The sequence below is a fragment of the Citrobacter sedlakii genome (genome assembly GCF_018128425.1).
GTDB classification, from domain to species: domain Bacteria; phylum Pseudomonadota; class Gammaproteobacteria; order Enterobacterales; family Enterobacteriaceae; genus Citrobacter_A; species Citrobacter_A sedlakii.
Map to the genome: position 1 here is coordinate 4,292,564 of NZ_CP071070.1, position 18,889 is coordinate 4,311,452.

Below are 18,889 nucleotides of genomic sequence, written 5' to 3' on the forward strand. Positions count from 1 at the left end.
TTTATAATTAGTGATTAATAAAATAGAGAGAATGGCTGTGCCAGAGCAGCCACTCCTGCGGATAGTCGCGCAGGGTGGACTCAATAATTCCCGGCAGCGTCTGCGCGACGTCGCGGCTGGCGACCGGAGGATGAATGTGGATACGCAGGCCGTTGTCGTAACTCAGGTGGTAAAACACCACCTGGGCCTTGATCACCGCGGAAAGACGAACCACGCCGTTGTGCAGCTTCGCGCTGCGGTCAAATAAACGGCACGGCAATTTCGCCGCCAGCGCACCTTCGGCCTGCAAGGTATAGTCGGGCGAGATATCGGGAAATATGATCATGTTTTGCCGACCGCAGGCGACATCCGTAATGAGCGTCATCAGATCGCCTGCCAGCGCTTTGTTTTCCTGGTGAATTGAGCAGTACGAAAGCGCGACGCCCCCCAGCGCGCGGGTCTGGGCGTTATAGAGTTCCGCGCTTGCAGAGACCACCACACTGGCGCTTCCCGGCGTGACGCAGGCGCCAACCATCGCCGCCAGCACGTCCGAGACCGTATGCAGCGGCGCCAGAATATAAGGCGTGTTTTGTTGATGCAGCGGCGCGACCACAGCGTCGAGCTGCGCCGCGCAGGCGCGAATCTGTCGCAGCAGCGCCGGACTCTGCCCCCAGGTAGCGGCTTCTTCCAGCAAACGACGGCGGACAGCTATCCATACGGCGTCCACGCGCCCCGAATACCCTGTCAGACAGCGTGCGTTTTCATTGGCCACCGCGTGTTGACAGCGAAACGAGCGTCCCGCCAGACGCAGGGCGCAAAGCCCCTTCGCCACTGCCAGCACCGCGGGGAGGTATCCGTAGCGCAGAATTTTCCGCAGCGCAAACATCGCCGCCCGGGACAGTTCCCGGCGCAGGCGGCGCACTTGCCCCAGACGGTTGCGGATGCTAAAGACGCTCCAGATAATAAAAAACCTGACCACGGAGACTATTTATCCTCTTTAAGCAACTGCTGCATCCGCTGGGCAAATTGCGGAAACTCCCGATCCTGCGCCACCACATAACGTTTATTGATAATAAATATTGGCGTAGCGTTAATCGCATAATGTTCGGTAATTGCCGCCATTTCGCTGAGGCGTTTTTTTACAGCCTCGCTCTGACGGACTGTATTGAATTTCGTCGTATCGATATTATTTTTAACCAGCCAGCCTTGCAGCGCATTGTTATCCGCCAGATCGACACCACGCGTTATCACCGCATTATAAGCGCTGTCGCGCACCTGCTTTTCAATGCCCATAACTTCCAGCGTGGCGAATAACGGCGCGTACGCCGCCAGACCGTTATTATCACCGGCGATGTGAATAGAGGTAAATGTGCCGCCGGGCGGTAACGACCGGCTAAATTCAGCGAGGTTATCTTCGTTTGCCGCACAGTAATGGCAACCGTAGGACATAACTTCAATAATACTGCGCTCTTCTTTTATCGGGCTGTTCGCCACCTGCTCAACGCTGACTTCACGAAACGCCTGCGTTTGAGAATCATCCGCTGAAAATGTTTTGAAAACAAAAATATGATAACAAAGCACCGTCATCAGCGAAGAGATCACGATGAGAAACAGTGAATAACCAATAAGGGTAATACGTTTAAAATGCGTCGCCATAACATTCTCGCCACGGAAAAGAAAAGCCTGGGGGCATGTCCTCCCCCAGGCTGAGCCCGATTAGAAACGGTTCGGGATACCGCCACATTTGCTGGAGTCAGCATCTTTCATGGTCGTGGTGCTGCCGTGTTTGTCGGTGCAGGTCGTCAGTTCCTTACAGGAGGTTACGCCACCGATAGTCACGTTCTGATAGGTTGTTTCGCAGGTTTTGCAGGTTCCGCCCACAACCATTGCAGCTTCGATCGCAGTTAATGTTTTCATTTCTGTTTTCCTTCATTAAGGTTTAATAAGGTGCATTCATTTGCACCGGGAATTCGGCGAAAGCGTTCGCCAAAAATTTTCCACACGCTCAGGGCATAATTCCCTTAAACGCCGCGAACAGGGCAATATTGTTGCGGATATTCAACCGCTTCATTAAATGGCGCTTGATATAACTCAGGCGACGCACGTCCACGTTCACTTCATCGGAAATCTGCGACAATGATTTCCCTTTAAATATTTCTTCCATCAGCCACCATTCATTACCGGAAATGGTGTAATCTTCTTCCCTGTTGTGCAGTTTTTGCCGTGTGTAGTTCACCAGCGAGTGGCTAAAGCAGCATCCCCGATGGCCTTTATCAAACAGATCCTGAAAAAAGGGACCGATATTGTCGATATTTTCACTTTTCAATAACCAGTGCGCACTCGGCAATATGGTATAGAGCGCAAAAAACAGCGGCAAATTATGCTCGCTCAATAAAATCACCAGACTTTTATCTTCCTGCTGATAAAAATCTTTCATCAGTTGCAGCGCGCGAAAACGCTCTTGCGGCAAACTGTCAAGATCGCAAAGAATCAGCAGTCGATGATGATCATCGACTTTTGTCTGGAGCACAGAAATCAGCTGGGCGTAATCATCGGTTAAGGAATATTGCGTCTCAGCCTGCTCGCCGACTAAACGGGCAATTACCGTTTTTAAGCCTTGCGAATAAAAGAAATTCTTATCATAAAGAAAACACTGATACACCATGCCTCAAATCCCTGTTGACGCGCTACTGATAGCTCAATGTGTAATTCGCCGTCGCGGTAAATGGCCCGGTGGTAAGGGTTCCGTTTGCTAAGGCATCTGGCTCCGCTTCAACGAACGCCTGAAAGTTCAGCCGTAAAATCGTGTCGTTAATGGCCACCGGAGTCGTGGCGGCGTTCAGCTGTACCGGGGTGTCGTCGGCCTCCAGCAGACCAATACCCACGCCACTTGCGTTGCCTGGCGCGGTGGCGCTGATCGCCAACCGATCCGCGAGATTAGGGTTAGCCGTCCCGCTGAACGTCACCGTTACGCTGTTAAAAACGCTCGGGGTACAGCCCTGAAGCTTGATGGTGAAGGGCACGGGGACCGTTTTGCCGTTAATGTACAAAGACTTGGTTGATATGTTGCCAAAGTCGACCGGCACCCGCTCTGACTCAGGCGCGATGCTGCACGGATAGGCCATCACCACACCCTTAAAGCTCAAATCGCCGCCGATCAGCTGCCCCAGCGCCCATGCGGAGGGGGTGATAAGCGTCGTCACGAAACAGGCGAGGATCATCATAATGCGCTGCATATTCCCTCCTTACTGGAATTCAGCCACGACCGTGGCCGACGCGTGAAATTCGCCTTCCGGAACTGTCGACGTCGCGCTTTGGGCGATCGGTGCGGCAACCAGATTCCAGTCGCCCTCGTTATTCGCAAATCCGGGCACGTTATAAAAGGTGTTCGGCTTAATGAGATTGCGCTGAGCGTCGCGCAGCGCAATACCCAGCATCGAACGATCGACGCCGCCGGTGCCCTGCGTGCTCAGGTACGAGCCGTCCGTGAAGGCCGGGTTAGGCTGCTGGATACCAAGCTTGATATTCAGCGCCCCCTGGGAAAAGCTGCCGCCTTCGCACTTCACGTGAATCGGCACGTGCTGGCTGAAATTATTGCCGTCCAGCGCGCTGCCGGTGCCCGGAATAGTGCCGAAATCAACGACAATCGGCGTCCCCTGGTTCACCACGCACTTATCCGGTACGGTGATCACCCCGGAGGCGATGGTAATGCGCGATAACGGCGTGCCGCCGATGGCCCCTGGCCCGAGACGCCCAAACAGCTTAGCGATTTCTGACCCCTGTAAGTTCACGCCGTTGATAATGGGTTTGGTGATCATAAAGGTCACCCTTCCCTTAGCCCCGGAAGCAAACTCGTTATCCAGAATCGTACTCGGCACGTTGCAATAGTTTTGCTCAATCCCGTTGGACAGACCTGTAAACGGAACCACTTTATAGTCCCGCACCGTTCCGCCGATATAGATCTCAATTTTGACGTCCATATAGTCATTGAGCTTCAGATAATCCGGGTTGCTCCCCTGCTGGGTTAACGTCGCCTGCGCCGTGTAGTACACCGCCTGATTCGTCATCGGCACAGAACAGTAAGCGCGGCCCTGGAACATCCCGGCCAGGTCAAACGTATCCGTATAGGTTGACCCTGGCTGATTATTGGTAATGTTCGTATTGTTAATGTTGACCATATAGTCATAAGTGCCGCCGACCGGCTCAATTTCGCCATCCACCGCCGACCATGCGGCTCCCGGCATCCCGAGTGCGCAAGCCACCAGTACAGCCGACGCTTTGCGGCGCAACAGGCCTGATACATTCATTACAGATACTCCATCTTCAGGCGCACCAGGCTACTAAACTCACCGGCGCTGACGTGGGTGCCGGTAGACTCCAGCGCCGCCATAAAGCTCAGCTCGCTGTCGCCGTTTTTAATCAGCCAGGGGGCATGGGTCTGCCCGACGTCCAGCGCATTGCCGCTTTTATCCAGCAGGCGAACACCCGCGCCGCGGGTGGTACCGGTGGTGCGCAGCAGTTGCGTATTATTCACATCCGCCTCACCAACAAACGTCAGTTGCACCGCCTGCTCGCCGGTCGTCCAGGCGCGCCAGTCTTCGCCGGTGGTACGGGAAGCCAGGCTTCCCCGCGCCTGTGACGCCCCTTTCAGGCAATCTTTCAGATACAGCTTGAAGCGCACCGGCTGGCTGCGATCGCCCGCCTGATGAAAACGCTGGGCGCTGATTTCACCCAGTTCGACGTCCTGGATACGTCCCTGTGTCATAAACACGCAGGGAGAGGCATACACCGAGCCGTGAAACCGGACAATGCCGCTGTCTTCGCCAACCTGCTCCTGAGCGTTATGCTGCGGCTGTACCGGTACGTCCGCCCAGATGGAAAACGTCACGCCCATCGCCAGAAGGGCAATACATGGAAAAGGATTTTGCATTGTCAGATTCCTTCTTGATTAACCCTGTTGAGCAGGCGGCAACGCTTTACAGGTGTTGCCATCGCAACGGAATTTCAGTTCCGGATGACCGCCGTAGTCATTCACGAACATCATTGAGAACTGATTGACGCTTGAGTCCGTGATATCAAACTGCTTGCTGGACTTCGGCGCGATCATGATCCCCGGAAATTTAGTGATCTTTTGCCCGGCGCCTTTCGACAAGCCAAGGATGGTGATGTAGTAAGGCGTCGGGTTCTCTGCCGTCATCTTGCTGCCGTTCTTATGGAACACCACCTGATCCTGCCAGACTTCGCTTTTTGACTTCGGGATCACCGCCGCCGGGCGGTAAAACAGCTTGATGCGCGACTGCATCGCCAGCTGTAGCGTGTTCGGTTTGTCCGGCTTCGGCGGGATCTCCCGGACGTTGAGATAGAACAGGCTCTCTCTGTCCTTCGGCAGCTTTTCGATACCGTCGGTTTTGGTCACGCGCGCGATCCCTTTCTGCCCACCGTTGATCCGCTGTAGCGGAGGTAACACCAGCAGCGGCGACGTGATCTTGTTCCCCTTCTCATCTTCCACCCATGACTGGGCGAGGAACGGGACGTCCGGGCTGGTGTTGCTCAGATTGGCGCTTGATGACGCATCTTTCTCCGTAATAATCACGCGGGTCCGATCCAGCGAGACGCCTGCCTGCGCATAGCCGCCGACTGTGCACAGCGCTAACGCCGCCAGCAGGTATCCGTTATGTCTTTTTTTGCTCATTTTTGGCCTTTTATTACAGTGAGATAGCTCGTTCATTCCGGCGTTAGCGGCACGGCAATAGCGCGTCCGCACGTCCCTCTGCCGCTCCCGGCGGTATCGTGATCTGGCACTGCTTTTTGCCGCCCCACATCACGTTCAGTGTTTCGTTGGCATTGACCCCGGCAAGCCAGGCTTTGCCGTCTTCCAGCACCATCGCGACGCTGACGCCGTCGGCGTTATACACTTCCGCGCCGAACGGCGGGACGCTGTTATCCGCGAGGCGCAGCGTGCCCATCATCTTCATCCCTTTCGCCATGCCGAAGGCCTGATAACCAATCGCCCCTTCGGTAAGCGTCGTGGTGCTGATGGCTTTCGACGGTTCGATATCGCTGGCCATTGCATCCACATCCACGCGGGTGTCGAAGCTGTTGTAACTCACCACGTCCGGCACCACGGCGATACCAAAGCGATTGGTGCGCGACTTCTCGCCGTTGAGCGGGACGCCGCCAATACCGTTGGTGTCGACCATCACCCGCGCGGTGTTCAGCGTCGCACCGCTGTTATGCATCGCCGCGCCGTGTCGGGTCGCCGTAAAGCCGCCACGTAACGTGGTGCTCAGCGCCATGTATTCATTCTGGCGATAGCTGGCGTTGGTATTAATTTCCGCCACCTGCGAGCGATGGTTGTAATAACCGTCAACGCTGGCGTTGCCTTGCTGGCTGGCGCCTGCGCGAATACGCCACAGATTGTTGAAGTCGCTGTTGTCGGAATAGGAGGCCATCGGGCTGGTTTTGCCGTTGTTGGTCTGCACATCCAGCCCCGCCCATCGGTTGTCGCCCACCGGTACTGACAGGGAAAATGAGATAGAGTCATCTTTACGCCCTTTATAGTCCGTACGATAAGCAGAGAGATTGGCGGTAATACCGTTAATGTTTCCAATACGGAAAGAGCGTCCCACCGACATGCCGTAACGGTCCTGGCTGCGCTTATCCCAGTAATTCTGATGCGTCCAGGTCAGGAAGACCGTAGTCGCTTTGCCCGGTTCGTCAGCCCAGAACGTTTTATTCCCGGTAATGGTATAAAGCTCTTTTTCGCGGCCCAGGTGGTCATAGCCTTCGTAGCGCTCATCGAGGTATTGCGCCATTGAGCGGAAATCTTCCTGCGAGAAGCGGTAGCCCGCGAAGGTGATGGAGCTGTGGTACTCATCAAACGTTTTCGCGTAGCTCAATTTGTAAGAGGTGCCTTTCTTGCGATCGCCTTCCCGCGTGCGGCTCCACGACTCGGTGGCGTCAACCGATATGGCGCCCAGCAGGTTAAGATCGCGGCCAATACCCAGCGAGGCGGCGGTGTATTCTTCACCGGAGGATTGCAGGCCGCCGTACAGCGACCACGCGTTGCTGACCCCCCAGGAGAAATCGCCGGAGAAGAAGGTTGGCCCCTGAAGCTTATGGTTGTAGCGCGACGGCGTACCGCCCGAAATGTTGTAGCGCACATAGCCCGGACGCGTCAGGTACGGAATATTGGCGGTGTTCACCTGGAAGGTAGAAACCGATCCGTCCTGTTCTTCCACGCGCACATCGAGCGTACCGCGCACCGAACTGCGCAGATCCTGAATATTAAACGGACCGGCGGGTACGGTGGTTTCATAGATAACGCGCCCGCTCTGGCTGACGGTGACTTTGGCGTTGGTACGGGCGATACCGTGAATTTCGGGGGCATAGCCCTGTAGCGCTGGCGGCAGCATCCGCTCATCGCTGGCGAGGTTGATCCCGGTGAAACGCACCGTATCGAACACCTGCGAATTCAGGTAGATCTCACCGAGCGTCAGCTTCGCCGCCATCATCGGCAGCGGGCGGTAGGCGTAGATTTGGTTCCAGTCGAAATCAAACTGATGGTTCTGGCTGTAGTAGCTTGTCTGATACTCGCCACGCACACGCCAGCCGCCAATGTTGGCGCCCGCCTGCCCATAACCTGACAGCGAACTGTAGTTTTTATCATCGGTGAACTGACGGGTAATCTGCCCGTTGAGGCTGTAGTCAAAAATCAGCCCGGCGATGCCCTGATCCCAGCGTTCGGGAGGCGTCCAGTCAGGATCGTTATATTTCATCCACGCCTGCGGCACTGTGATCTCCAGTACGCCGGCATAGTTGCTTAATTTCGCCCCCGGCAGGCTTTGCAGTGAATAGCAGTTTTCATACACCTGAGTAACCTGCATACGCGCGTCTTCTTTCAGCGCCAGTTTGTCCAGCAGGTCGCCATTAATGCACGGCAGCGTGCGTTTGCCTTCGGGAGCATCAATATAACGAATCTTCTCCTGCCCCACCGGCTGGCCATTGATACGAATATCTAACAGGTAGTCGCCAGGGGTAACGTAGTTGTCCGTCGCAAAGCGCGACAGATCGATACGCGTACGATCTGCAGCATCCAGGACATCGGTATTAAATTCAACGCTTTCTTCCGCCCACACCGGTGCCGCATAGCAGCAGCTCATCACATGAAGGGCTATTATCGTTATCTTTGTTTTTAATTTTACCGACATGATTTTCATCCCGAATAAATCCGTAAAAAACGTCCTGCTTCCCGCTACGTTATTGTTATTTTGTTAGTTGTAATCCATAAAAAATTGCGCAACGGCTGTAAATTCACCCGCCTTTATATATTTCTCTACCGGCACCAGTGATGCGGTAAATTTTAAATCGTTATCACTGTCGCTCAGTTCATATCCCCGGGAAGGCTGCCCAAGCGTTAATATTTCACCGTGGCTGTCACGCAGCTGAATGCCAAAACCGTCCGCCTTGCCGCTAATTAATAATGTAGTCGGATCGGATGCCGCCGCGCTGCCAATAAAAGTGACTGAGGCATAAGGATACAGCGAACCGTCATTGCCTCTTTTTACAATCGAGCAACCGGTAAGGCGTACCCGAAATGGCCGCGTAATATTGCCTTCATCATTGCGGTTAATCTGGCTGGCAGACACATTGCCAAATTCGACTTCCACATCGCGGCTTGTCGGGTCCAGACTGCAAGCGGCTTCAATGAGCTCACCGCTCATGGCTAATTTTCCCGGCGTCACGGTTGCACCTGAAGCAGAAGCCGATGCCACCAGAGCACACAAATACAGCGAAATAACGCCTGCGTTGCCTGATTTCATGTTGTCCCTCCCTGGTACGAATAACGCGCTGAAATAAGTGCGGGAATCGCTCCCGCACTCAGACCTGCAAATGGATTACTGGTAAGCAATCTCGAAGTTAACCGTTGACTGGAAGGAACCAGCCGCCACGGTCGCGCTCGCGCTTTCTGCTTTCACATAAGCCACAAACGGAATGGTATTGGTGCCGTTAACCAGCTGAACCGGGGTAGTCGCCTGGCCCCAGACCACGTCCTGGCTGGCGCTGTCGCGCAGGCCGATACCTGCGCCAGACGCGGTGCCGGAAGTGAAGGCTGCGAGAGTGGCATCAGTCGGGTTCACGCTGGTCGGGTTGTAAGACACTTCTGCGGTAGAAGCGACGGTGGTGTCGCAGTGCTGCAGTTCGATGTTCTGATGCACGTTACCGGCGCGCGCACCGTTTGCCAGTGCAGAAACAGGGATCTGACCAAAATCAACAACAACCGGGCTGGAACCTGGCGCCAGACCGCAGGCGGTATTCACCAGTTCACCCTGAAATTCGATCTGGCCATTCGTCGTGTCAGCTAATACCGACATAGAGCCCAGAGCAGCAGTGAAAGCAACAGCCATAGCAACTTTATTCAGTTTCATAACAATATCCTGTTTGTACCAATATCCTGAGAAATAAAGAGTCATCACGTCGCGATCGATATTTCGCTCTGTAGAAAACAACTCTTGGTTTTGTTCCGGAAATGTTCTGGTAATAATTAAAGTTGAAATTATTCAATCTTAATTACCGCCATTCCTTCGAACTGTGCAAAATGCTATCAAATCAAAAATTCACCACAAAGCACTACATTTGCTATGGAAAAGATACGCATTGATAACTCGCAAAAACAAAAAACAGGATGTTATATCTCGCGAAATTGTGTGAATAATCCTAAACACATGAGGAATCGAGGCGGGAATATTCCTAAGACATAAAAAAAAGACTTAGGATAATTCATATAAACGGCAGAAATAATTTTTTTAAAAACACTCGTGAATAAGCGGAAACGCGATGAATAACGTTTAATTCAGGAACATCCTCGCTTATTTCACCCCCTATCGCTCCAGCCTAACGGCATCGTAACCGCACTGCACACGGCATTCTCCGCAGCCGTTACAGCGTTCGGCATCCACCGTGGGGACACCGCTGGCGCTGATAGAGCAGGCCTGTTCCGGGCACGCCTCCACACACTGATTACAGGCGCGCGCCGGGTTTACGCAGGCGTCGTGAAACACGGGACGCAAACCAGTGTCCGGACGCATTTGTGGACGCAGCGCGCCGGAGGTGCAGGCGGCGATGCACAACCCGCAGCCGTCGCAGCTGGCGTAGTCAATTGCCAGCTGTGGGAAGCCATCGTCGTGCGGCGACAGAATGCCCATCGGGCAGGCATCAATACAGTGATGACAGCGGGTACATTGCACGCTAAAAAGCGCGTCTGGCAACGCGCCCGGTGGCAGAGAGTGGGAAAGGTGAAAAGAGGCATCTTCGGGCGCGGTATGTTTTGCCGCGCTGACGAAGGCGCGAAACAGTCCCCGGCGGCTCACGTGCCGGTGAGTCATCAGTTCCTGATAATATTTCTCCGATTTATTCATCCGAAATAAAGCCGTTTCGCTGGCGGTTGCAACGCCTGCTGCTGTTCAACGTCCCGCAGATAACATTCCGCCACCGCAGCAAGACGGGAATAGAACGGACTGATTGCGTTGGCATGCAGCAGCGCGAGATAGCGATACCCCCACGGCAGTAAATGTGTTTCCAGCAGCGTATTCGCGGCGGCGTCATTTCCCTGCTCAAGCAGCGCGCTGCAGGCCAGCAGCATCAGTCCGAACTGATCTTCCGGTTCGGTATGGCGGGCGTCAAAGGCCATACCGTGAGACTGTAAAAACGCACGGTATTCTGCGGTTGTGTCGCCCATCAGCAGGTTATCTCGCTCCAGCCAGACCGATCCCCAGGGCGGTACAGGCATGTCGCCCTGCCCTTCAAACAGGACCGAAAACTGCCAGGCCAGCGCGTCCGCGTCGGGCTGCGGCCAGTCGGCGCATAAACGTGAGATCGGCGTCAGATCGCGCCACGGATACAGCTCCGGCAGCGTCGGCAGACAGTCGATAAGCGCCTTGACGTCTGGCTTTTCCGGCGACCAGTAAAACAGTGCGCCGAGGATACGCGGTAATACGGCACGGGTTGGCATAGTAAAGCTCCTGAAAAATGCCTGAGTATTGCCTGTTGGCGCTACGCTTGTCAGGCCCACAGGTTAGCGCCGCAGGCCTGACAGGTAGGGTTACATCGGCAACGTCCAGAGATTGTAGAACGCGATACGGCCAACTAACTCCGCGGCGATCACCACCAGCGCCGTCGCCGCGAGAACCGCTACGTTCGTTTTCAGTCGCGACCAGACAACCACGCCCACGATACCCGCCGCCAGCAGCACCGCCTGCGCGGTGAACCAACTGGCTTGCGCCGCGGTCAGGGCGCCGTCAGCGCTCATAAGCGTCGACATATAGCCAGGACGCAGACAGAAGCTGACGAGGATCGCCAGCACGCTGATCAACAGTCCCAGGCGCAAACCAAACAGCCCGGCGAGAATACCGCCGCCAATGAGCGGCGTCAGCACCATCATCACGGTGGTATAAGAGGAGCGCCACGTCACTACCGTTGGCAACTGGTAGATCTGCGGAATCGCCAGAATAAAGACCACGCCGACGATCGCCGCCAGCCACACCAGTCCCTTACACAACGCGGTGCCACGGTTGAGCAGCAGCCCGAGGGACCCCAACCCGCCCAGCGTAGCAAACACCGCCGACAGCACGATTTCATTGCTCATTGGCGAATGCCCGACACGCAGCAGCATATTCAGCGCGCGCAGCGGCTGGCCGACATGGAAGATCCCCAGCAGGACGCCAACACCAAACAGACACATGACGGAAAACAGCCCCACCGCCATTCGTCGGGCGTCAATCTGCCCGAGCGTGCCGCCGATCAGCAGCAGAATAAACGCCCCAACCGCGCTTTGGGTAAAGACGGTAAAAAAGACCAGCGGTAACTCATGCATGGCGCACCTCCCCCATGTTCACAATTGCCCCTTCCTTGTCCCCCGACGCGCGCGCCTTCGGGTGCGGCTTAATAATCAGGTTAGGATGGGTAAACGACGCGGACGGCAGCGGCGCGATTTCGTTTTCACTGCCATATTTCGCGCGCAGCTCGTCGATCGGACCAAAATCCAGCGCGCGCTGCGGGCAGGACTCCACACAGATCGGGCGCAGATTACGCTCCAGGCGGTCGAGACAGCCGTCGCACTTGCGCATGACTTTCGCCTGCGCATCGAACTGCGGCGCGCCGTACGGGCAACGCATTTCGCAATATCGGCAGCCCACGCAGACGCTATCATCCACCAGCACCAGACCGTCCTCTTCACGCTTGTGCATCGCCCCGGTCGGACAACCAGAGACGCACACCGGCTCGTCGCAATGGTTGCAGGCAATAGAGAGATAATAGGTAAAGGTGTCGTTGTGCCAGCTTTCGCCCTCTTTCACCCAACTGCCGCCGCCGTATTCATACACGCGACGGAATTTCGGGCCGACGTCCAGATCTTTGTTATCCTTGCAGCTGACCTGGCAGGTTTTACAGCCGGAGCAGCGCGAGGAGTCAACGTAAAAGCCATACTGTTTCATTGTGGTTCACTCCTTAAGCGCGTTTGATGTCGACCAGGTTGGTATGCTGTGGATTCCCTTTCGCCAGCGGCGACGGCAAATGGCTGGTCAGAGTGTTGATGCACCCGCCAACGTCCACGCCATTGCTGTCCAGCCGGGTCCACGCGCCCTGCGGCATCGCCACTACGCCCGGCAGAATGCGCTGCGTTACCTTGCAAGGGATCGCCACGGTCCCGCGATCGTTAAACACATGCACCAGGTCGCCGGACTTAAGCTGACGCGCGTTAGCGTCGATCGGGTTGATCCACACTTCGTCCGGAACCGCTTCATGCAGCATCAGCACGTTGGTATAGGTAGAGTGGGTATGGCCTTTGGTATGGAAGCCGCTCAACTGGAGCGGGTATTTTGCCGTCAACGCCTTGTTCAGGTGCGACTCTTTTACCACGCAGAACTCCGGAATCGCCGGAATACGATCGCCTTCCGGTAGTGTCCAGGCTTTCTCCAGATCCGCCAGCGCCTGAGAATAAATCTCGATCTTCCCGGATGGCGTGGTCAGCGGGTTCGCCTCGGCATCGGCGCGGAAGTCGGCAAACGCCAGGCTTTGTTTTTCTGTCGCGACGCGCTGATCGATCACGCCCATCTCTTTCGCCACCGACCACTCCGGCAGATACGGACGCTTTTCGCGGATCTGCTGATAATGCATTTCCGCCCACTGCGCCTGGGTTCGCCCTTCGGTATATTCCTCGCGCAGCCCCAGGTGTCCGGCAATCTCGGCGCAAATGTCATAGGTGCTGCGCACTTCCCACATCGGGGTCACCGTTTTTTGGAGGGCGATCATATAGTTGTGCGACCCTGCCGCGTAAGAACTGTCAACCAGATCTTCCGCTTCCAGATAGCTGGTTTCCGGGAGCAGGATATCGGCGTACTTCGCGCTCGGCGTCATATGGTTTTCAATGACGATAATAGTTTCGCACAGCGTTTCGTCAGCGAGGATTTTACGCGTACGGTTGGTTTCACCGTGCTGATTCAGCAGGGTATTACCGGCCTGATTAAAGAATAATTTGATACCGGTTTTTAGCCGCTCGGCGTTTTTCACCCCCATCGTGGTGGCGGTCATTTTCTCCGGACTTTGAATGGCGTCGGTCCACAGATAACAGGGAATGGAGGTTTTTACCGGGTTGGTCAGAATCGGCAACAGCGGTACGCCGTACGGTGTACCGTATGGCCAGTTACCATTATTGGTGCCCGGCAGGCCGAAATGGCCGGTTAACGCGGGTAGCGTCTGGATCGCGCGCACGGTCTGTTCGCCATTGGCGTGACGCTGCGGTCCCCATCCCTGACAAATGTAGCAGGCGCGCGCCGAGGCGATATCCCGCGCCAGTTGGCGGATGCGCGCCGCCGGAATACCGGTGATGTCCGCCGCCCACTCTGGCGTTTTCGCTATCCCGTCATCGCCAGTGCCCAGCACGTAATCTTTATAGCTGGCATTCGGCGCCGCGCCTTCCGGTAGCGTACTGCTGTCGTAGCCGACGCAGTATTTATTAACCTGCGCTTCATCAATAAGCTGCTCGCTAATCAGCGTATGGGCGATACCGGCCACCAGCGCGGCATCGGTGGTCGGGCGAATCGGCAGCCATTCCGCATGTTCCGTCACCACAGAGTCGGTATAGCGAGGATCGATAATGACTACTCGCGCTTTAGAGGTCTCCAGCGCGCGACGCAGTTCTTCCACCTGCCCACCGCCGGACATACGCGTTTCAGACAGGTTAAGGCCAAACAGCACCACCAGATCGGAATGGGCTATTTGGGTGAAGTGGCTGCCCACGTAGGTGCCGTGGGTGTAAGGCGTCGCAGTGGCGATTTGCGCGGTGGAGTAGGTGTTGTGATAGTTCAGATAGCCGCCGGTAAGGTTAAGCAGACGCTTCCACGCTGGCGATCCCTGGGTGTGATAGTACGCGCCGGACTGATAATTATAGTAAATCGCTTCGCGGCCATATTTCTCCGTCACGCGCTTCATTTCCGCAGCGATAAAGGCGGTCGCTTCGTCCCAGGAAATACGTTTGAATTTTCCTTCGCCACGTTTACCCACGCGCTTCATCGGATACTTAATGCGATCCGGGCTATAGACGCGCCAGCGGCTGGAACGGCCGCGCAGGCAGGGACGTATCTGGTGCTCGCCAAAGATCGCGTCGTCTTTCGCATCTTCCGGTTCGATACGTACGATACGATCGTCTTTAACGATCACCTTTAGCGGGCAGCGGCTGCCGCAGTTAACGAGGCAAGCGCTATGGCGGACGGTTTCGCCATTTGCGGCGGGTGTCGCATCGGAAGGGGTGTCGGCGTGGGCAGAGGTCGAAAAGGGAAGGGTTATCGCGTTACTCAGGGCAACAGCGGCACCCACTTTCGCCGTGCCGGTGACGGCATCTCGTCGGGACAATTTGGCGTTGAGCCACTCTTTTATTTCCATGTTTTATTTCCCACATTGCATCCATAGTTATTATTAATAAGTAATCAATTCTCATCACAAAGGAGTATGCTTGTCAGACGATTGACTATGATCAAGCGAAAAATCCCAGACGAAATAATCTTCCCCTCAGATTCCGCGCGGCTTAGCGAGAAATTTCCCTTTAGCGAATAGCAGCAGTTATACTTTTTACGTATTCATCACCGGGTTTAATTATGTCCCTGTTACAACGCACCCCCTCGCGACGTCTGACGCTGGCCGGGCTCCTGACCCTGACGCTGTTGATCATGGGATATACCCTGCATCTACACTGGGGGGCGTTTATTCAGTGGTGTCTGGCAGCGCAAATCACGCTGCACCGTTATCTGGTGATGTACCTGCTCCAGTTAAATAATCATCAGTACAGCGGCGGGTTCTGGCTGCTGATCGGCGCGTTTATCTATGGCGTGCTGCATGCGGTGGGCCCGGGGCATGGGAAATTCATCGTCACCACGTATCTGAGCACCAATAAAGAGAGTTTGCTGGCCGCGCGGGTTGTGCCGTTTATAGGCAGCCTGATGCAGGGGGTGAGCGCGATTCTGTTCGTGTTTATTCTGGCGATAGGCTTTAACTTCGCCTCAGGCGATCTCAGTACCAGCCGCTGGTATGTCGAGAAAATCAGCGCCGTGTTAATCGCCGGTTTTGGCGGATTTCTGATTTATCAGGCATTTCTGTCCCTGCGTCCCGTCACCTTTACAGGTTTTACGCGCTTAACGCCCCAGCATCTCCATAATGAGAAGTGCGGATGTGGTCATCACGGAGTGGGACGCGACCTGACGGACAGCAACTGGAAAACCCGTCTGGGCGTAATTCTCGCCATCGGCGCCCGCCCCTGCAGCGGCGCCATCATGATCCTGCTTTTTTCCAATGCCCTCGGCATTATCAGTTGGGGGATCGCCGCGGTCATGACCATGTCCTTTGGCACCGCGCTGTCGATCATGGGATTGTCGCTGGCGGTACGCTATGCGCGTAGTCAGACATTGGCCTGGTTTGGTACAGGCCATCCCGTGGCGAAATGGCTCGCGCCCGCGGTAAAAATCATCGGCGGCGTGCTGCTGATCCTCTTTGCCGCCGTGTTGTTTTTAACGGTGATCCCGATTAGCGCGAACGGTGACTATATCGCCGCCGGTTGTTAACCTGCAGGGCGCAGAAAATATCTGATAGTGACTCCAGACCCTGCGCTTTTTCCCCACCACCTTTGAATTACGCGTCTCAATAGGGATAATAACCCCACGAATTGTGAATCCGGGACCACCATGAGATACCCCCTGCCCTACCGCAAGCTGCGTAAACGGCCGATGAAACTCGGTACGACGGTGATTTTGATGGTCAGCGCCGTCCTGTTTTCCGTGCTGCTGGTGGTACACCTGATTTACTTCTCGCAAATCAGCCACATGACGCGGGAAGCATTGGCTGATAAAGCGCTGGCGGTGGCGCGAACGCTGGCCGATTCTCCGGAAATTCGTCAGGGGTTGATGAAAAAACCCGAGGAGAGCGGGATTCAGGCCATCGCCGAAGCGGTGCGCAAGCGAAACGACATGCTGTTTATCGTCGTGACCGACATGCAAAGCCTGCGCTATTCCCATCCCGAGGCCCAGCGTATAGGGCAGCCGTTTAAGGGCGACGATATTTTGCTGGCGCTGGATGGCAAAGAGAATGTCGCCATCAATCGTGGCTTTCTCGCCAAAGCGCTGCGCGTTTTTACCCCCATATATGACGAGCAACACCGGCAGATTGGCGTGGTGGCGATAGGCCTTGAACTGAGCCGGGTGACTGAGCAAATCAATGACAGTCGCGGCAGCATTATCTGGTCGATACTCTTTGGCGTGCTGGTTGGCCTGCTGGGGACGTGGGTGCTGGTGAAGGTGCTTAAGCGCATCCTTTTTGGACTTGAGCCGTATGAAATCTCTACCCTCTTCGAGCAGCGCCAGGCGATGTTGCAATCCATAAAAGAAGGGGTAATTGCCGTAGACGCCAGCGGCGAAGTCACGCTAATCAACGCGGCCGCGCAGGAACTGCTCAGCTACCGCAAATCACCAGATGACGCGCAGTTGTCCACGCTCAGCCATGCCTGGTCGCAGGTGGTGGATTTAACGGAAGTGCTGCGCGACGGCACGCCCCATCGCGACGAGGAAATCAACATTAAAGATCGGCTGCTGCTGATCAACACCGTACCGGTGCGCAGCAACGGGAAAATTATCGGCGCGATCTCCACCTTCAGGGACAAAACCGAGGTCCGCCAGCTTATGCAGCGGCTCGACGGTATGGTTAACTATGCCGACTCACTCCGTGAACGCTCCCACGAATTTATGAATAAATTGCATGTGATTCTGGGTTTGTTACATCTGAAGCGTTATAAGCAACTTGAAGACTATATTATAAAGACTGCGAATAACTATCAGGAAGAAATCGGCTCGCTACTGGGTAAAATAAAATCACCGGTGATCGCCGGATTTTTACTCAGTAAGATTAATCGCACCTCCGATGCGGGGCACAAACTGCTGATTAGCCACGACAGCCAATTGCCGGACAGTGGTAATGAAAATCAGGTTGCGGTATTGATCACCGTGCTCGGAAATTTAATTGAAAACGCGCTCGACGCGTTAGCGGAACAGCCAGGAGGCGAAATCAGCGTCTCCTTATACTATCGCAATGGCTGGCTACATTGTGAGGTCAACGACGACGGTCCGGGCATTACGCCGGAGCGTATTGACTCGATTTTCGAAAAAGGCGTCTCGTCTAAAGGAACTGGACGCGGCGTAGGTTTAGCGCTTGTTAAACAACAGGTTGAAAGTCTTGGCGGCAATATTTTCGTGGAATCCGAACCCGGCGTTTTCACACAATTTTTCGTACAAATACCCTGGGATGGGGAGAGGGCCAGCACATGATCAATGTCTTTATTATCGATGACGATGCGATGGTTGCGGAGTTAAACCGCCGTTATGTCGCGCAGATCCCCGGCTTTCAGTGCTGTGGCACCGCCCCGACGCTGGCGAAAGCCAAAGAGGTTATTTTTGACAGTGACACCCACATCGATCTGATTTTGCTGGATATCTACCTGCAAAAAGAGAACGGGCTGGATCTGCTCCCTCTCCTGCATGCCGCCGGTTGTAAAAGTGACGTCATCGTCATCTCCTCCGCCGCCGATGCCGCCACCATTAAGGATTCGCTGCACTACGGGGTGGTGGATTATCTGATCAAACCCTTCCAGGCATCGCGCTTTGAAGAAGCGCTGACCGGCTGGCTGCAAAAGAAACGGGACATGGATAAGCACCAGTATTTCGAGCAGTCGGAACTGGACCAGTTGATCCACGGCAGCGCGTCAAACGAGCAGGACACCCGCCGCCTGCCGAAAGGGCTGACGCCGCAAACCCTGCGCACGCTCTGCCAGTGGATAGACGCCCATCAGGATTATGAGTTTTCCACCGACGAACTGGCCAACGCGGTGAATATTTCGCGTGTCTCCTGCCGTAAATACCTTATCTGGCTGGTTAATTGTCATATTCTGTTCACCAGCATCCATTACGGCGTGACCGGCCGTCCGGTATACCGTTACCGTATTCAGGCAGAACATTATTCTTTACTTAAGCAATATTGCCAGTAGAAGATAAATTCACCGTCGGCCATTATTACGTTATCTATTGGTAACAATTATTGCAATAATGAAAAATCGGGGACGTAAAAGTAAAAAGAAGAAAGAGAATACATTGTGCCAGATCAAAATGAATTTGCTGGCCGTATTTCTTTCGAGCCGAAATTATTGCCAGAGGTCACATTGTTTTTAATTTCAAAAACGCTAACAAAAGTTAATAAAGTATTAACTCACCAGTGGAGTGTGTATTTTTAACCACAAAGGAGTAGTCTGGAAATATAACCGGACGAATAAAAAAAGATAAACAGTGGCAATGGAATCGATGCTGCAGCTTAAGGATAAGCG

Annotated in this window: 19 protein-coding genes; 3 read left to right on the forward strand and 16 right to left on the reverse strand. The window is 54.8% G+C overall.

What is annotated here, in order from left to right:
• Positions 1–7: 7 nt before the first annotated feature.
• From JY391_RS20360 to JY391_RS20435, 16 genes are all read right to left on the reverse strand, one after another.
• Positions 8–958 (reverse strand): ABC transporter, encoded by a 951-nt coding sequence (locus tag JY391_RS20360; protein ID WP_211934933.1) that lies wholly within the window; start codon positions 956–958, stop codon positions 8–10.
• Positions 959–963: 5 nt separating this feature from the next.
• Positions 964–1,635 carry a DsbA family protein gene (locus JY391_RS20365; protein ID WP_211934934.1) on the reverse strand — a complete coding sequence of 224 codons (672 nt, stop codon included), beginning with the start codon at positions 1,633–1,635 and terminating at the stop codon, positions 964–966.
• Positions 1,636–1,695: 60 nt separating this feature from the next.
• Positions 1,696–1,896 (reverse strand): DUF4762 family protein, encoded by a 201-nt coding sequence (locus JY391_RS20370; protein ID WP_060570362.1) that lies wholly within the window; start codon positions 1,894–1,896, stop codon positions 1,696–1,698.
• 88 nt (positions 1,897–1,984) lie between these two features.
• Positions 1,985–2,644 (reverse strand): helix-turn-helix domain-containing protein, encoded by a 660-nt coding sequence (locus tag JY391_RS20375; protein ID WP_060570363.1) that lies wholly within the window; start codon positions 2,642–2,644, stop codon positions 1,985–1,987.
• Positions 2,645–2,666: 22 nt separating this feature from the next.
• Entirely contained in the window at positions 2,667–3,215 is a 549-nt protein-coding gene (locus tag JY391_RS20380; RefSeq protein WP_060570364.1) for a fimbrial protein, read from the reverse strand.
• A 9-nt stretch (positions 3,216–3,224) separates the two neighbouring features.
• Positions 3,225–4,286 carry a fimbrial protein gene (locus JY391_RS20385; RefSeq protein ID WP_060570365.1) on the reverse strand — a complete coding sequence of 354 codons (1,062 nt, stop codon included), beginning with the start codon at positions 4,284–4,286 and terminating at the stop codon, positions 3,225–3,227.
• Positions 4,286–4,909, reverse strand: coding sequence for a fimbrial protein (locus tag JY391_RS20390; RefSeq protein ID WP_211934935.1), 624 nt, complete (start codon positions 4,907–4,909; stop codon positions 4,286–4,288). Before JY391_RS20390 ends, JY391_RS20385 begins: the two co-directional genes overlap by 1 nt.
• Positions 4,910–4,927: 18 nt before the next feature.
• Entirely contained in the window at positions 4,928–5,671 is a 744-nt protein-coding gene (locus JY391_RS20395; RefSeq protein WP_211934936.1) for a fimbrial biogenesis chaperone, read from the reverse strand.
• A gap of 43 nt (positions 5,672–5,714) precedes the next feature.
• A complete protein-coding gene (locus JY391_RS20400; RefSeq protein ID WP_211934937.1) occupies positions 5,715–8,189 on the reverse strand; it encodes a fimbria/pilus outer membrane usher protein in 2,475 nt (824 codons plus the stop codon).
• 63 nt (positions 8,190–8,252) lie between these two features.
• Positions 8,253–8,801 (reverse strand): fimbrial protein, encoded by a 549-nt coding sequence (locus JY391_RS20405; RefSeq protein WP_211934938.1) that lies wholly within the window; start codon positions 8,799–8,801, stop codon positions 8,253–8,255.
• 75 nt (positions 8,802–8,876) lie between these two features.
• Complete coding sequence (locus JY391_RS20410; RefSeq protein WP_060570369.1) at positions 8,877–9,407, reverse strand: fimbrial protein; 531 nt, start codon at positions 9,405–9,407, stop codon at positions 8,877–8,879.
• A gap of 453 nt (positions 9,408–9,860) precedes the next feature.
• Positions 9,861–10,364, reverse strand: a complete 504-nt coding sequence (gene napF, locus JY391_RS20415) for a ferredoxin-type protein NapF (protein WP_229264082.1) — start codon at positions 10,362–10,364, stop codon at positions 9,861–9,863.
• A gap of 29 nt (positions 10,365–10,393) precedes the next feature.
• Entirely contained in the window at positions 10,394–10,990 is a 597-nt protein-coding gene (locus JY391_RS20420) for a TorD/DmsD family molecular chaperone (protein ID WP_211934940.1), read from the reverse strand.
• A 90-nt stretch (positions 10,991–11,080) separates the two neighbouring features.
• Positions 11,081–11,851 carry a dimethyl sulfoxide reductase anchor subunit family protein gene (locus tag JY391_RS20425; RefSeq protein ID WP_199957594.1) on the reverse strand — a complete coding sequence of 257 codons (771 nt, stop codon included), beginning with the start codon at positions 11,849–11,851 and terminating at the stop codon, positions 11,081–11,083.
• Positions 11,844–12,470, reverse strand: coding sequence for a DMSO/selenate family reductase complex B subunit (locus JY391_RS20430; protein ID WP_042291014.1), 627 nt, complete (start codon positions 12,468–12,470; stop codon positions 11,844–11,846). The genes JY391_RS20425 and JY391_RS20430 overlap by 8 nt, the downstream gene beginning before the upstream one ends.
• A gap of 13 nt (positions 12,471–12,483) precedes the next feature.
• A complete protein-coding gene (locus tag JY391_RS20435; RefSeq protein WP_211934941.1) occupies positions 12,484–14,916 on the reverse strand; it encodes a DMSO/selenate family reductase complex A subunit in 2,433 nt (810 codons plus the stop codon).
• Positions 14,917–15,128: 212 nt separating this feature from the next.
• Between JY391_RS20435 and JY391_RS20440 the strand changes: the two genes are divergently transcribed.
• The 3 genes from JY391_RS20440 (at position 15,129) to dcuR (ending at position 18,556) form a co-directional block, all read left to right on the forward strand.
• On the forward strand, positions 15,129–16,088 hold the full coding sequence (locus tag JY391_RS20440; protein ID WP_199957595.1) for a nickel/cobalt transporter: 960 nt from the start codon (positions 15,129–15,131) through the stop codon (positions 16,086–16,088).
• Between the two features lie 120 nt (positions 16,089–16,208).
• Positions 16,209–17,840, forward strand: coding sequence for a sensor histidine kinase (locus tag JY391_RS20445; protein ID WP_211934942.1), 1,632 nt, complete (start codon positions 16,209–16,211; stop codon positions 17,838–17,840).
• Positions 17,837–18,556 (forward strand): two-component system response regulator DcuR, encoded by a 720-nt coding sequence (gene dcuR, locus JY391_RS20450; protein ID WP_042291022.1) that lies wholly within the window; start codon positions 17,837–17,839, stop codon positions 18,554–18,556. Before JY391_RS20445 ends, dcuR begins: the two co-directional genes overlap by 4 nt.
• The last annotated feature ends 333 nt before the right edge of the window (positions 18,557–18,889 follow it).